The following is a 12,804-nucleotide window of genomic DNA, read 5'->3' on the forward strand; positions in this document are numbered from 1 at the left end:
ACTCCGCTCCCTTGCTCGTCCTCTCCCCACGCGACCCGCTGCGCTGGGCTCGCGCGGGGACCCCATTTTTGCATGTGGTTTGGCGCGCCGGGTCGTCGCGCCCTACACAAATGTGGTGCATCACCCCCCGTCTCTTATTGCAGGGCCAGACGGAAGGAGACGGTGAGGCCGTCCACCCCCAGGGAGGTGACCTGGTACTCGGTCATGCCGCCCAGGGGGATGAGGGAAATGGTGGTATTGGCGCCGTCAGAGGAAATGGCCGCCTTTTCAAAGTCGGGGCAGTTCCCGGGGACCACTCCCATGGGGGTGCTCATGGGGTACTCCAGCCCCCCCTCCCGGAGAAAGTCGTGGAGCCAGTCGTCGCCGCCGATCTCACCGCTGGAGAGGACCGTATTCTCCAGCTTAAGCACCAGGGCTCCGGCGTCGGACCAGTATTCGATGGTGCCGGCGGGGAGGGTCTCCTCCGCCTCCTGGAAGGCGGTGACATCGGCCTCGTTGGGCAGAGGGGCCAGGGTGACGGTGAGGCCGTCCTCATCTGCCTGAACATCATACACCACCAGGGCCCCGCCGGTGCCGGAGGTCCGGCCGAAGGAGGAGCCGGTGTCCAGGGCCGTCCAGCCCGGGTCCGCGGGGGTCTCGACGGGTAGCTCCGTCTCCGCCGCGGCGGCGGTCTCCGTGGGCGACGGGGTGGGCGTCGGAGTGTGCGTGGCCACGGGTGTGGGTGAGGGCGACGGGGCGGCTTGGACGGTCTCCACCGGCGGCGAGGAGACGGGGGCAGACGTGGCGGCGGGGGCGCCGCCGCACCCGGCCAGGAGCAGCAGTCCGGCGCACAGAAGGGGCAGGGAGACACGTTCCGTCATGGGCAAAACCTCCTTTTCTTTCCACCAGTATACCGTGGGCCGCCCGGCCGGTCAAGCCTAGGAAAAGGGGGACGGCTCACGTTGCCAGGACGGGGGATTTGGTATATAATATTGCCCGCGCCCCACGGGCCCTATCCCCGTGGGCGGTCCTTTTTTTGAGGAGGAGAAAAACGATGATTCTGAATCTTCTGGCCATCGGCGACGTGGTGGGAGAGCCCGGCCTGGCCTTTCTGGAAGACAACCTGCCCCGGCTGAAAAAGCGCCACAACGTCCACTTCACCGTGGCCAACGGGGAGAACGTCTCCGGGGTGGGGGTGCTGCCCCGGCAGGCCAAGGCCCTCTACGCCGCCGGCGCCGACGTGGTCACCCTGGGCAACCACACCTGGAACCGCATCCAGATCAAGGACCTGCTGGACGAGGTGCCCTGGCTGCTCCGCCCCGCCAACTATACCAACCGGGTCCCCGGCCGGGGGCTGGGCATCTATGAGGGTCCCCAGGGCCTGCGCATCGCCGTCATGAACCTCATCGGCCGGTGCGAGATGGACCCCAACTTCGACAATCCCTTCACTGTGGCCAACCGCCTCCTGCGGGACGTGGACGCTGAGATCAAGGTGGTGGACTTCCACGCCGAGGCCACCAGCGAGAAGGGGGCCATGGGCTGGTATCTGGACGGCCGGGTCCAGGCGGTGTGGGGCACCCACACCCACGTGCCCACCGCCGATGGCCGGGTGCTGCCCAAGGGCACCGGTTTCCTCACCGACCTGGGCATGACCGGCCCCGCCGACTCGGTGCTGGGCATGAAGAGCAGCCAGGCCATCAACCGCTTTTTGGGGGGGCTCCCCATGCGCTTTGAGCCCGCCGAGGGCCCCTGCAAGCTGGAGGGGGCCGTCTTTGCCATCGACACCGCCACCGGCCGCTGCCAGTCGGTCACTCGTATCGACATCGGCGAAAATGAGACCTGATAGACCGAAAGGAGCCACCCATGCTGCACATCCTCCACGGGGCCGACCTCCATCTGGACGCCCCCTTTACCGGCCTGAGTGCCGAACAGGCCCGGCAGCGCCGGGCCGAGCTGCGGGAGCTGCCCCGCCGCCTGGCTGAGCTGGCCCGGGAGCGGGGGGCTGACCTGGTCCTCCTCTCCGGCGACCTCTTCGACGGCTCCGACCCCTACGCCGAGACTGCCCAGGCCCTTTCCCGGGCCCTGGGCCAGACCGGCTGCCCCGTCTTTATCGCCCCAGGTAACCACGACCCCTACGGGCCCCGGTCCCCCTATGCCCTTCTGTCCTGGCCGGAGAACGTCCATATCTTCCAGACCGCCGCCATGGAGGCCGTCCCCCTGCCCAAGCTGGGCTGCACCATCTGGGGCGCCGCCTTCATCGGCGTGAGCCGGGAGGACTCCCCCCTGGACGGCTTTGCCGCCCCCCGGGACGGGGACGTCCACATCGGCGTCCTCCACGCCGACGTGGAGGGCAAGGGGCGCTACGCCCCCCTGCCGGAGAGCCACATCGCCGCCTCCGGCCTCACCTACCTGGCCCTGGGCCACATCCACGCCTGCTCCGGCCTCCAGCGAGCCGGGGAGACCGCCTGGGCCTACCCCGGCTGCCCCGAGGGCCGGGGCTTTGACGAGCTGGGAGAAAAGGGCTGCCTCTGGGTGACGGTGGACGGCGCCTCGGTGGAGGCGGAGTTCCTCCCCCTGGCCAGACGCCGCTACCGGCTGGTGGAGGTCGACCTCTCCGGGGCGGAGAGCCCCGGGGACGCCCTCCTCTCCACCCTCCCGGCCGACGCCGGAGACGATATTCTCCGGGTGGTGCTCACCGGGGAGAGCGACGTGGAGGGGCTGGACCTCGCCCGCCTGAAGGCCCTGGCCGAGACGAAGTGCTGGAGCGCCCAGGTGCTGGACCGCACCACCGTCCGCCGGGACCTGTGGAGCCGGGCGGAGGAGGACACCCTCACCGGCCTCTTCCTGCGGCAGATGCGGCTGCGGCTGGAGGGGGCGGCGGACGAGGACGAGCGGGGGCGGCTGGAGGAGGCCGTCCGGTTCGGCCTGGCCGCCCTGGAGCACAGAGAGGAGCCCATGGCATGATCATCAAGAAAATGACGGCCACCTTCGGCAAGCTGGAGAGTGCCGTGCTGGAGCTGAAGGAGGGACTCAACATCCTCCAGCTCCCCAACGAGGGGGGCAAATCTACCTGGTGCGCCTTCCTGCGGGCCATGTTCTACGGCATCCCCACCCGGGAGCGGGATACCCGCACTACCCTGGCCGAGAAGAACCGGTACGCCCCTTGGTCGGGCTCCCCCATGGCGGGGGAGGTCCTCCTCACCTGGGGAGGCCGGGATATTGTGATCCGGCGCTTTGCCAAGGGGGCGTCCCCCTTCAGTGGCTTTGAGGCGGTGGACGCCGCCACCGGCGAGGCCGTCCCCGGCCTCACCGGGGAGAACTGCGGCGAGGTACTGCTGGGCGTCAGCCGGGAGGTGTGGCAGCGCAGCGCCTTCGTGGGCCAGTCCGGCCTGGGGGTGGACGCCGATCCGGAGCTGGAGCGGCGCATCGCCGCCCTGGTGTCCTCCGGGGAGGAGGACGTCTCCTTCTCCGAGACGGAGCAGACCCTGAAGGGCTGGCTCAACCGCCGCAAACACAACAAAACCGGGCTCATCCCCCAGCTGGAGGAGGAGCTCTCCGCCCTGGAGGGGGAGCGGACCGCTGCCGTCCAGAACCAGCGGCGGCTGCGGGAGGCCCAGGTCCAGTCCCAGGCCCTGGAGGCCCGCAAAGATGCGCTGGAGGCCGAGCGGGACGCCCAGCGGGCCCGGCGGGACTGGGCGGTGCTGGAGCAGTACAGCTCCGCCGTGAAGGAGCTGCGGAAGGCCCAGGAGGCCCTCTCCGCCCTGGAAGGGGAGCATCTCCCCAGCCGGGAGGAACTGCGGAAGGCCCAGGGGGATCTGACCTACTATAACACCCTGGCCCTCAGCATCAAGGAGGCCAAAGGCCAGCGGGAGCCGGTGCGGGCCCAGGTGGAGGCGGCGGAGACCGCCGCCGTGGACCCCCTCTTCCCCGGCCTCAACCCGGACGAGGCCTGGAAGCAGGCCAGCGGCGACGCCGCCCAGATCCGGGACCTGGAGAAGTCCGGCGCCGCCGGCTTCACCGGAGCGGGGGCGGTCTGCCTTCTGGCCGCTGCCGGCTTTGCGGCGGCGGCGATTCTGCTGGAGACGTTCCCCTTCTTTGCCGCCGCCGGCGGCTTTGTCGTGGCCGGAGCCATCTTTCTGCTCACCGCCCGCCGGACCGCCGCCAAGCGGCGGGAGGAGCGGGCCGCCCTGCTGGAGCGGTACGGCGCCCAGTTCCCCGACGACATCCTGGAGAAGGCCAATGCCTTTCGGGAGAAGTGGACGGCGGCGGAGGAGGCCCGGCGGAATGCCGGGCAGCTGGAGCAGTCCATCAAGGACCTGGAGGACCAGCGGGGGACACTGTGGCAGGAGCTGCTGACCTTCGTCCACGGCTTCGCCCCTGAGGTCACCGACGCCTTTGGGGTGTCGGCGGCCCTGTCCCGGGGCCTCTCCCGGGAGGAGCGGCTCGCCACCGCCCGGGTGAAGGTGGAGGGTGCCCAGAAGCTGGTGGACTCCCTCCCCGCCCCCACGGCGGAGAACAACGTGATCCTGGAGCGGGTTCAGCGCACCGGAGAGACCGACTGCCCCGAGCCGCCGCCGGTGGCGCACAGCCCCCAGCAGACCGCCGCCGCCCTGTCGGCGGTGACGGGGGAGCTCCAGCGGGTGCGGGAGGCTCTCTCCCACGCCCAGGGCCAGCGCGCCGCCCTGGGGGACCCGGAGGAGCTGGAGCACCGGCAGGAGGAGCTCCGGGAGGAGCTGGCCCGGCGGCGGGGGGAGTACGCCGCCCTGGAGACGGCCCTGGAGGTCCTCCGGGAGGCCAACAGCGCCCTTCAGTCCCGGTTCTCCCCCCGGCTCAACCAGCGGGCGGGGGAGCTCTTCTCCGCCCTCACCGGCGGAAAGTATCAGGAGGTCACCCTCACCCGGGAGCTGGAGGCCTCCGCCCGGGAGGCGGGGGCGGTGCTGCCCCGGCGGGCCATCACCCTGTCCCAGGGCACGGTGGACCAGCTTTACCTGGCGGTGCGCCTGGCGGTGTGTGAGCTGGCCCTGCCTGCGGAGGACCCCTCCCCCCTGGTGCTGGACGACGCCCTCACCGACTTCGACGACGGCCGCATGGCCCTGGCCCTGGACTGCCTGAAAGACCTCTCGCAGGAGCGGCAGATCCTCCTCTTCACCTGCCACGGCCGGGAAAAGGCCTGCCTGGAGGGGTGAGGCGCCTCCTGTCCTTTCCCTTGCAACCCCCTTATTGAAGGGGTATAATGACGATAATTATTTTGATTTGGAGTTGATCCCACTTGTCCGAGGAACGGAAGCTGGACCCGGCCCAGGAGCCGGAGGAGGAACAGGAGGAGGGCGTCAAGCTCTCCGACGGCGACGCCATGAAGGTGGACATGTATTTCTGGCTCCAGGCCCTGGTGATGGCCCTGGTGGGCCTCATCCTGGTCTTTACCTTCGTGGGGCGCATCATCGGGGTGGACGGCGAGTCCATGATGCCCACCCTCCACAATAAGGACATGCTCCTGCTCCAGTCCATCGGCTACGAGCCCGACCAGGGCGACGTGGTGGTGCTGAGCAAGAACACCTTCCGGGACGGCGCCCCCATCGTCAAGCGCATCATCGCCGTGGGCGGCCAGACCGTGGACATCGATTACGACACCAACACCGTCTACGTGGACGGCGTGGCTCTGGACGAGCCCTATATCCTGGAGCCCATGCGTGAGCTGCCCGAGGAGTATGCCACCCACGTGGAGGTGCCCGAGGGCTGCGTCTTCGTCATGGGCGACAACCGCAACAACTCCACCGATGGCCGCTCCCCCAACATCGGGGTGGTGGACGAGCGGTGCATCCTGGGCCGGGCCCTCTTTGTGCTCCTGCCTTTCCAGGACGCGGGAATGGTGGAGTCCATCTCCCAGCCCAGAGCCTAAACCCATATTTTTAACCGGGGGTGTTTTTATGGAAATCAAAAAGCTCATCGCGGAACACGAGCGGTTGCATCTGACGCCGCTGCCCACGCCCCTAGAGTTTGCCCCCAACCTGACCGCCCTGCTGGGGGGACCCAGGATCTACATCAAGCGGGATGACCTCACCGCCCTGGCCTTCGGCGGGAACAAGACCCGGAAGCTGGAGTTCCTGCTGCCCCAGGCGGCGGCAGAGGGGGCGGACACCGTCATCACCCTGGGCGGCCTTCAGTCCAACTGGGTGCGGCAGACCGTGGCCGCCGCCCGAAAGCTGGGCATGGAGGCGGTGGTGGTTCTGGAGGGGGAGCCTCCCAAGGGGGACCTCCAGGGCAACCTGCTGCTGGATCACCTGATGGGGGCCGAGCTGCGCTACGAGCCCAACGTGCCCCAGGACGTGGAGGACCTGGAGATCCAGGGGGTCTTCCCCATCACCGGCAAGATCGCCGAGGAGTACCGGGCCAAGGGCCGGCGCCCGGTGCTCATGCCCCTGGGGGGCGCCACCCCCGTGGGCAACCTGGGCTACATCAACGCCGTGGACGAGCTCAATGACCAGCTGAAGGAGCTGGGCGTGAAGGCGGACTATGTCATCGCCGCCACCGGCACCGGCGGCACCCAGGCCGGCATCGAGTGCGGCCTGCGCCTGGCCGGTATGGACACCAAGATGCTGGGCATCAGCGTCAGCTACCACACCCGGCCCAAGGAGGAGGAGATCGCCGAGCTGTGCAACGCCACCATGGACTTTTTGGGCTGTGGGGAGCGGTTCACCGCCGACCAGATCTCCGTCAACTATGACTATATCGGCGCCGGCTACGGCGCCGTCACCGACGCCGCCCTGGAGGCGGTGTCCATGGCCGCCCGCACCGAGGGCCTCATCCTCTGTCACACCTACGCCGGCAAGGCCCTTGTCGGCATGGTGGACCTTATCCGCAAGGGGGTCCTCACCAAGGAGGACACCGTGGTGTTCTTCCACACCGGCGGCGGTGTGGCCAACTTCGCCCACCCGGAGCTCTTCCGGTAAAGAGACAAAAAGTTCCCTCTGCCTGATGGCAGAGGGAACTTTTTTGCAGAAAGCGGTCAGGAGATCATCTCAGCCCCCACGGTGTAGGTCCAGGTGCCGTCCTCGCCGCGCTGACCCACGCAGTCTCCAAAAAAGTAGGCCCCCAGGCCGGAGCGCCACTTCTGGGCGTCAAAGGCCACCAGCTCCGGCGGCTCCTCCCCCGGACCCAGGCTGGGCAGGCTCCACACCGCGTCCTCGTCCACGTCGATGGAGAAGTGGACCCCGTCCTCCCACCAGTAGAGGGCCAGGGAGTCGTCATACCCCTCCGCCGGCTCGGTGGTGGGGGTGAAGTACCCCTCCTCCCGCAGCTCCTCCAGGGTGCCGGTGACGGGGCTGACGCCGTGGGCGCTGGCGAAGGCCCAGGCGATGGCCGACCGCTCCCCCTCGGTGAGGCCGGGGACCTGGGACAGGTCCACCCCCACCTGGGTGATGCCGCCGTTGAGACCGTCGTCCACGGCCCACAGGTCCTCCAGCACCTGGAGCCACAGGGCGCACTGCCCGTCCCCCTCCTCCACCACGGTGAGGCCGTAGCTCTCCCCGGGCTGGGCGGGGAAGCTCTCGGCGATGAAACCGTTGAAGGCCAGCTCCACCGTCATGCCGTCCCGGAGGGCGGTGTAGTCGGTCTTGACCCCGTCCAGCCACACGGACAGGTCCTGCACGCCGATGGTGTAGACGTCATAGGCCTCCTCCCCCGCCAGCAGCAGCTCCCCCGTCTCCGCCCCGTCCACGATGGTGGCGGTGAGGTAGCTGGGCTCCTCGTCCTGGGCCAGGCTGGGCAGCTCCACGGACGGAGAGACAGCGGGGATGGCGGTCTCCCGGGGTTCCCCGCCGCAGCCGGAGAGCAGCAGCACACAGGGGAGCAATAGGGCAAACAGATGGCGTTTCATCGAGATCCCCTCCTTTTTGGTACGCTTTTAGACGAGAGAAGGGAAAAATCGTTCCCGCCCCCTTGACTTTTCCGTGAAAACAGGTATCATAAACATATGACGAAAAACTAAAGAAAAGCTTAGGAGGTTATGCCATGACCCAGCGGGAAGCACAGATCCTCCAGTGGATTCGGGAAAACCCCATGATCTCCCAGCAGGAGCTGGCGGACCGGGCGGGGATCACCCGGTCGTCGGTGGCGGTCCACATCTCCAACCTGATGAAGAAGGGCTACATCGGCGGCAAGGGGTACATCGTCCGGGACCAGGCCTACGCCGTAGTGGTGGGAGGCGTGAACATGGACATCGGCGGCACCCCTTTCGCCCCCCTGGTGGGGCAGGACTCCAACCCGGGCAGGGTGACCATGAGTCTGGGGGGCGTGGGCCGTAACATCGCCCACAACATGGCCCTGCTGGATATGGACGTGCGGCTCCTCACCGCCCTGGGGGACGACATGAACGCCCAGAAGATCACCACCTCCTGCATCGAGCTGGGGATCGACCTGGCTCCCTCCCTTCAGGTCCCCGGGGGCACCACCTCCACCTACCTCTTCCTCAACGACGAGAAGGGGGACATGGCCCTGGCGGTGTCCGACATGGCCATCTATGAGCACCTGACCCCCCGGTACCTGGCCACCAAGGAGGCCCTGCTGAACAACGCCCGGCTGGTGGTGGCCGACACCAACATCCCGGCGGAGAGCCTCCAGTGGCTGGCGGAGAACTGCAAGGCGCCCGTCTTTGTGGACCCGGTGTCCACCGCTAAGTCGGTGAAGGTGAAGCCGGTGCTGGGCAAGCTCCACACCCTCAAGCCCAACCGCATCGAGGCTGAGCTCCTCTCCGGGGTGACCATTACCGACGACGCCAGCCTGGCCGCGGCGGCGGACGCCCTGCTGGAGACGGGACTCCACCGGGTCTTTATCAGCCTGGGGGCCGACGGCGTCTACGCCGCCGACCACCTGGGTGGACGGGAAAAGGTACCCTGCCTCCCCGCCGAAATGGTGAACACCACCGGCTGCGGAGACGCCTTTATGGCCGCCCTGGCCTGGGGCTGGCTGGAGGGCCTGGGGCTCCGGGAGGCCGCCCTGGCGGGGGAAGCCGCCTCCGCCATCTCCATGGAGGGCAAGGAGACCATCAACCCTGACCTGAGCGTGGAGGCCCTGCGCCGCCGCGCCGGCCTTTGAGCAAAGCACAACAAACATTGATATATATTATGGAGGTAACGATCATGTCTCTCAACAAGTATCTGGACGTCTCCCCTGAGGTGGCCGAGGCCGTCGCCGCCGGCAAGCCCGTGGTGGCCCTGGAGTCCACCATCATCTCCCACGGCATGCCCTATCCCCAGAACGTGGAGACCGCGCTGAAGGTGGAGTCCATCATCCGTGAAAACGGCGCCGTGCCCGCCACCATCGCCATTCTGGGTGGCCGCCTGAAGGCCGGCCTCACCCCCGAGGAGATCGAGTACCTGGGCAAGAAGGGCCACGAGGTCACCAAGGCCAGCCGCCGTGACCTGGCGGTGCTGGTGTCCAAGGGTGCCGACGGCGCCACCACCGTCACCACCACCATGATGATCGCCTACATGGCGGGCATCCGCATCTTCGCCACCGGCGGCATCGGCGGCGTCCACCGGGGCGCCGAGACCACCATGGATATCTCCGCCGACCTGGAGGAGCTGGCCCAGACCCCCGTCATGGTGGTGTGTGCCGGCGCAAAGTCCATCCTGGACCTGGGCCTCACCCTGGAGTACCTGGAGACCCACGGCGTGCCCGTTATCGGCTACGGCACCAAGGAGCTGCCCGCCTTCTACACCCGCAAGAGCGGCTTCTCCGTGGACTATGAGCTGGACAGCCCTGCCGAGCTGGCCGCTGCCTTCAAGGCCAGCCAGGACATGGGCCTCAAGGGCGGCATGCTGGTGACCAACCCCATCCCCGAGGAGTTCTCTATGGACCCCGCCGTCATCAACAAGGCCATCGACGAGGCCATCGCCCAGGCCAACGCCCAGGGCATCCACGGCAAGGAGAGCACCCCCTTCCTGCTGGCCAAGGTGAAGGAGCTTACCGGCGGCGACAGCCTGGATTCCAACATCCAGCTGGTGTTCAACAACGCCCGTCTGGCCGCCAAGACCGCTGCGGAGCTGTGCAAGCTGTAAGCAAAAGCAGAACGTAACATAAAAACGATCCCCCGTCCGGCGAGAGCCGGGCGGGGGATTGGACTTTTGGGGCGGACTGTGGTATGATGGTGCCACCAAACAGGAGAGGGCGGAGGATTGTGGGCAAAAAGAAGAAGCTGGGAGCGCCCCGGGAGGCGTACAACCCCTACTACGGAAAATTCAAGGACGAGTCCCAGATGGCTAAGAAGCCCTTTTTTACCTGGATCTTTGTCATTCCGGGGGTGGTCATTGGCCTGCTGGTGGGGCTCCGGGTCCAGAATGTGGGGCTGGGGGTCATCTTCGGGGCCATCATGGGCATCGCCATTGGCACCCTCCTGGACAAGCGCCTGGAGAAGCGGAAAGAGGAGCGGGAAGGACGGGAGTGACGCCTGCTGCAACGGAAAGAAATACAAGAATTAGAAGCGCGGGAGGACGACGGCCCATGCACACAGCCGCAGCGATCTGTTGAGGCTAAAAAATCCGCCCGCAGACATACCAAATACGGGACTGCCACATGGCCTTTTGAGAATAAAGATAAAATACCCGCAGCGGACGACATCCGCTGCGGGTATGACTTTGGTTAGCAGTTTTGAACCATAACGCTTGCGCGTTTACTCGTCAATCCCCTGCAACACAGAGCTCTACGATATAATACATAGTGCCGTTTGCCCCCTCAGCAATCCCAACACCAATGTAATTAACCTCACTATCCGTCATGGATTTGTAATGTCCGGGAGAGGCAATCCATGCGTCCACTACCGTTTCCACACTGACGTTTTGTCCTCTTGCCAAAATCTCATTTCCGCCAGAGGAAAGCTTTACGTCTTTGAATACGGTATTATAGGAAGTCCCATCAGGTCTGGTGTGGTCACAAAGAGTCGTACATTCCTGGACACGAATCTCAGCCGCCTGCATGACTTTCGGGCTTACCTCCAGCGTATTCAGCCCGATACGGTTGCGCTCCTCGTTGATGAGCTTCACGACTTCCTGCTTCAGCTCCGCGTACGTACCCCAATCCACGCTGCTAGTCGTACCGGTGTTCTCATTCTCCGGGTCCGTGATGGTAATGGTGACGGAGCCGCGGAACCCATCGGAGCCTACCGCAGTGAGGACTGCCTTGCCAGCCTTCAGGCCCTCCGCCATGTAGCAGATCTCGCCCGGAGAAATTTCGTTCGCCTGGTGTATGGTGACCATGGAGGGGTCAGCACAGGTCAGCGTGTACTCCACGCCAGCCTTCAAATTCTCGGCAAAGGGATCAGACTGGATGGCGACATAAGCAACATGGCCAATCTCAATGGGGTCGCCGGGGTACAGGGGAGGCACGTCGATGACGCGGATGGTGGTCGTGTAGTCCGCCGTCTGTGCAGGCGTATCAGATTGGCCAGGGTTTACGGTCTCGCCGTTTTCGTCCATCCGGTCAAACCGCATGAGCATGGTAGCCGCCTGGGCACGGGTGGTGACGACAGCGGGGGAGATGGTGGTGCTGGTGGTGCCGGACACGATACCCTGAGTGACCGCCCAGGCCATAGCGTCCACGGCATAGGAGGCAATGGAACTCCGGTCAACAAACTGATTGAGCACCGTGCTGTCGGTGCTGGTGTCCCGGCCGGCGTGCCTGGCAAAGTTATAGAGCATGGAGGCAAACTGCTCTCGGGTGATATCGGCGTCCGGGTTGGTGCCGTCGCTGATGCCGTTCTTCACCACCCAATCCTGACCGCTCTGATACCAGGGCTGGCCAAGGGCGGAGGTGCCGGTGTAGTTGTCCATACGGGACAGAACCGTCCAGAGCATGGCGCGGGTCATGGTGTAGTCCGGGGAAAACGTGTCCACGCCGGTGCCGGAGAAGTACCCCTTATCCACGGCGTAGTCGACAGACTCATAGGCCCAGTGTCCCTGGGGAACATCGGTGAATGTCTGCCCGGCGGCTGAGACCGGACCCATCAGCCCCGCGCACAAAGCGGCGGCTGATACCAGAGCCAGCAATTGTTTCTTCATCCCTTGTTTCCTGCTGTATTAGATGAATTTGCTGCTCCGGTGGATGCCCTGGGCGGAGAGTGCTCCCCGCTCAGGGTGTCCGCCGGAAACATAAAAGCGGTGTCGAGTTATGTACTCAACACCGCCTTGAAGTAATCAATGCGAAGCACAAAGCAATCAAACCTATCCCTCCGCCTTGAAAAAGTACGGTGAAATAGGTATCATAACCCCGTGGTGCAACATATGTTGCTGTGCTGAGTGCTGCATTCACTCGCATAGAAGTATGGCGGGTTGCCGCCCGTCATACCCTGCCCGCAATGATGTTTTCGCCCCTATTGTACCTTTTGCGATTTGGAATTTCAAGAACCCGCCGGGAAGAAATTTAAGAGGAATATATGTTATCATTGAATGTGCACGTTCCATTTTGATAACTCAATCATGGGCTCCATGCGAAAAGGCTAAAAATAAGGCTAAAAACTTGTTTTGGGCAAAACAAAATCCCCCGAAGCCTTGCGGCTTCAGGGGATTTAAATGGTGGACGATACAGGACTTGAACCTGTGACCTCCCGCACGTCAAGCGGATGCTCATACCAGCTGAGCTAATCGTCCAGACAGCGTAGATTATATTACCACACCTCTGGACAAGTGTCAAGCCCTCTGAAGAAAAAACTGAAAAAATTGTTGTAGGACTACAATACATATTGGACATCTGAATAAAAAAGGATGAAGGACAGGGCCTCATCGGTTATAGTTGAAGTTGCGGACAACAACCGAACGAGAGGAGACCATATCC

The 12,804-nt window shown here is 65.0% G+C and carries 11 protein-coding genes and 1 tRNA gene; 8 read left to right on the forward strand and 4 right to left on the reverse strand.

All coding sequences use genetic code 11. The features are described from left to right. Positions 1-134 precede the first annotated feature (134 nt). Complete coding sequence (locus tag ACTNBK_RS09555) at positions 135-860, reverse strand: hypothetical protein (protein WP_441145580.1); 726 nt, start codon at positions 858-860, stop codon at positions 135-137. Positions 861-1,033: 173 nt separating this feature from the next. Between ACTNBK_RS09555 and ACTNBK_RS09560 the strand changes: the two genes are divergently transcribed. From ACTNBK_RS09560 to ACTNBK_RS09580, 5 genes are all read left to right on the forward strand, one after another. Further along, a complete protein-coding gene (locus ACTNBK_RS09560) occupies positions 1,034-1,822 on the forward strand; it encodes a TIGR00282 family metallophosphoesterase (RefSeq protein ID WP_441145582.1) in 789 nt (262 codons plus the stop codon). A gap of 20 nt (positions 1,823-1,842) precedes the next feature. After that, on the forward strand, positions 1,843-2,943 hold the full coding sequence (locus ACTNBK_RS09565; protein ID WP_441145584.1) for a metallophosphoesterase family protein: 1,101 nt from the start codon (positions 1,843-1,845) through the stop codon (positions 2,941-2,943). Then, entirely contained in the window at positions 2,940-5,165 is a 2,226-nt protein-coding gene (locus ACTNBK_RS09570) for an ATP-binding protein (protein WP_441145586.1), read from the forward strand. Before ACTNBK_RS09565 ends, ACTNBK_RS09570 begins: the two co-directional genes overlap by 4 nt. Before the next feature lie 83 nt (positions 5,166-5,248). Beyond that, the gene (lepB, locus tag ACTNBK_RS09575) at positions 5,249-5,878 is read left to right on the forward strand and encodes a signal peptidase I (RefSeq protein ID WP_441145588.1); all 630 of its coding nucleotides are present in this window, start codon (positions 5,249-5,251) and stop codon (positions 5,876-5,878) included. Positions 5,879-5,906: 28 nt separating this feature from the next. Further along, complete coding sequence (locus tag ACTNBK_RS09580) at positions 5,907-6,929, forward strand: D-cysteine desulfhydrase family protein (RefSeq protein ID WP_441145590.1); 1,023 nt, start codon at positions 5,907-5,909, stop codon at positions 6,927-6,929. A 56-nt stretch (positions 6,930-6,985) separates the two neighbouring features. Here the strand turns inward: ACTNBK_RS09580 and ACTNBK_RS09585 are convergent, their stop codons facing one another. Further along, positions 6,986-7,855 (reverse strand): hypothetical protein, encoded by an 870-nt coding sequence (locus tag ACTNBK_RS09585; RefSeq protein WP_441145592.1) that lies wholly within the window; start codon positions 7,853-7,855, stop codon positions 6,986-6,988. A gap of 134 nt (positions 7,856-7,989) precedes the next feature. Between ACTNBK_RS09585 and ACTNBK_RS09590 the strand changes: the two genes are divergently transcribed. The 3 genes from ACTNBK_RS09590 to ACTNBK_RS09600 all read left to right on the forward strand — a co-directional run bounded on the left by ACTNBK_RS09590 (position 7,990) and on the right by ACTNBK_RS09600 (position 10,423). Then, complete coding sequence (locus tag ACTNBK_RS09590) at positions 7,990-9,072, forward strand: PfkB family carbohydrate kinase (RefSeq protein WP_441145593.1); 1,083 nt, start codon at positions 7,990-7,992, stop codon at positions 9,070-9,072. A 44-nt stretch (positions 9,073-9,116) separates the two neighbouring features. Next, a complete protein-coding gene (locus ACTNBK_RS09595) occupies positions 9,117-10,037 on the forward strand; it encodes a pseudouridine-5'-phosphate glycosidase (protein WP_441145595.1) in 921 nt (306 codons plus the stop codon). Positions 10,038-10,156: 119 nt separating this feature from the next. Then, positions 10,157-10,423, forward strand: a complete 267-nt coding sequence (locus ACTNBK_RS09600; RefSeq protein ID WP_441145597.1) for a hypothetical protein — start codon at positions 10,157-10,159, stop codon at positions 10,421-10,423. Positions 10,424-10,655: 232 nt separating this feature from the next. On the opposite strand, the gene ACTNBK_RS09605 is transcribed toward ACTNBK_RS09600, so the two are convergent. Beyond that, positions 10,656-12,032, reverse strand: a complete 1,377-nt coding sequence (locus ACTNBK_RS09605) for an S-layer homology domain-containing protein (protein WP_441145599.1) — start codon at positions 12,030-12,032, stop codon at positions 10,656-10,658. 511 nt (positions 12,033-12,543) lie between these two features. Continuing rightward, positions 12,544-12,620, reverse strand: a tRNA-Val gene (locus ACTNBK_RS09610). Positions 12,621-12,804: the final 184 nt, after the last annotated feature.

The sequence above is a fragment of the Intestinimonas sp. HCP28S3_D6 genome, assembly GCF_052065695.1.
Taxonomy (GTDB): domain Bacteria; phylum Bacillota; class Clostridia; order Oscillospirales; family Oscillospiraceae; genus Intestinimonas.

Coding starts and splice junctions, on each gene's coding strand:
- ACTNBK_RS09585 (WP_441145592.1), bottom strand. CDS start 7,855: ATGAAACGCCATCTGTTTGCCCTATTGCTCCCCTGTGTGCTGCTGCTC.
- ACTNBK_RS09580 (WP_441145590.1), top strand. CDS start 5,907: ATGGAAATCAAAAAGCTCATCGCGGAACACGAGCGGTTGCATCTGACG.
- ACTNBK_RS09560 (WP_441145582.1), top strand. CDS start 1,034: ATGATTCTGAATCTTCTGGCCATCGGCGACGTGGTGGGAGAGCCCGGC.
- ACTNBK_RS09570 (WP_441145586.1), top strand. CDS start 2,940: ATGATCATCAAGAAAATGACGGCCACCTTCGGCAAGCTGGAGAGTGCC.
- ACTNBK_RS09595 (WP_441145595.1), top strand. CDS start 9,117: ATGTCTCTCAACAAGTATCTGGACGTCTCCCCTGAGGTGGCCGAGGCC.
- ACTNBK_RS09590 (WP_441145593.1), top strand. CDS start 7,990: ATGACCCAGCGGGAAGCACAGATCCTCCAGTGGATTCGGGAAAACCCC.
- ACTNBK_RS09605 (WP_441145599.1), bottom strand. CDS start 12,032: ATGAAGAAACAATTGCTGGCTCTGGTATCAGCCGCCGCTTTGTGCGCG.
- ACTNBK_RS09565 (WP_441145584.1), top strand. CDS start 1,843: ATGCTGCACATCCTCCACGGGGCCGACCTCCATCTGGACGCCCCCTTT.
- ACTNBK_RS09555 (WP_441145580.1), bottom strand. CDS start 860: ATGACGGAACGTGTCTCCCTGCCCCTTCTGTGCGCCGGACTGCTGCTC.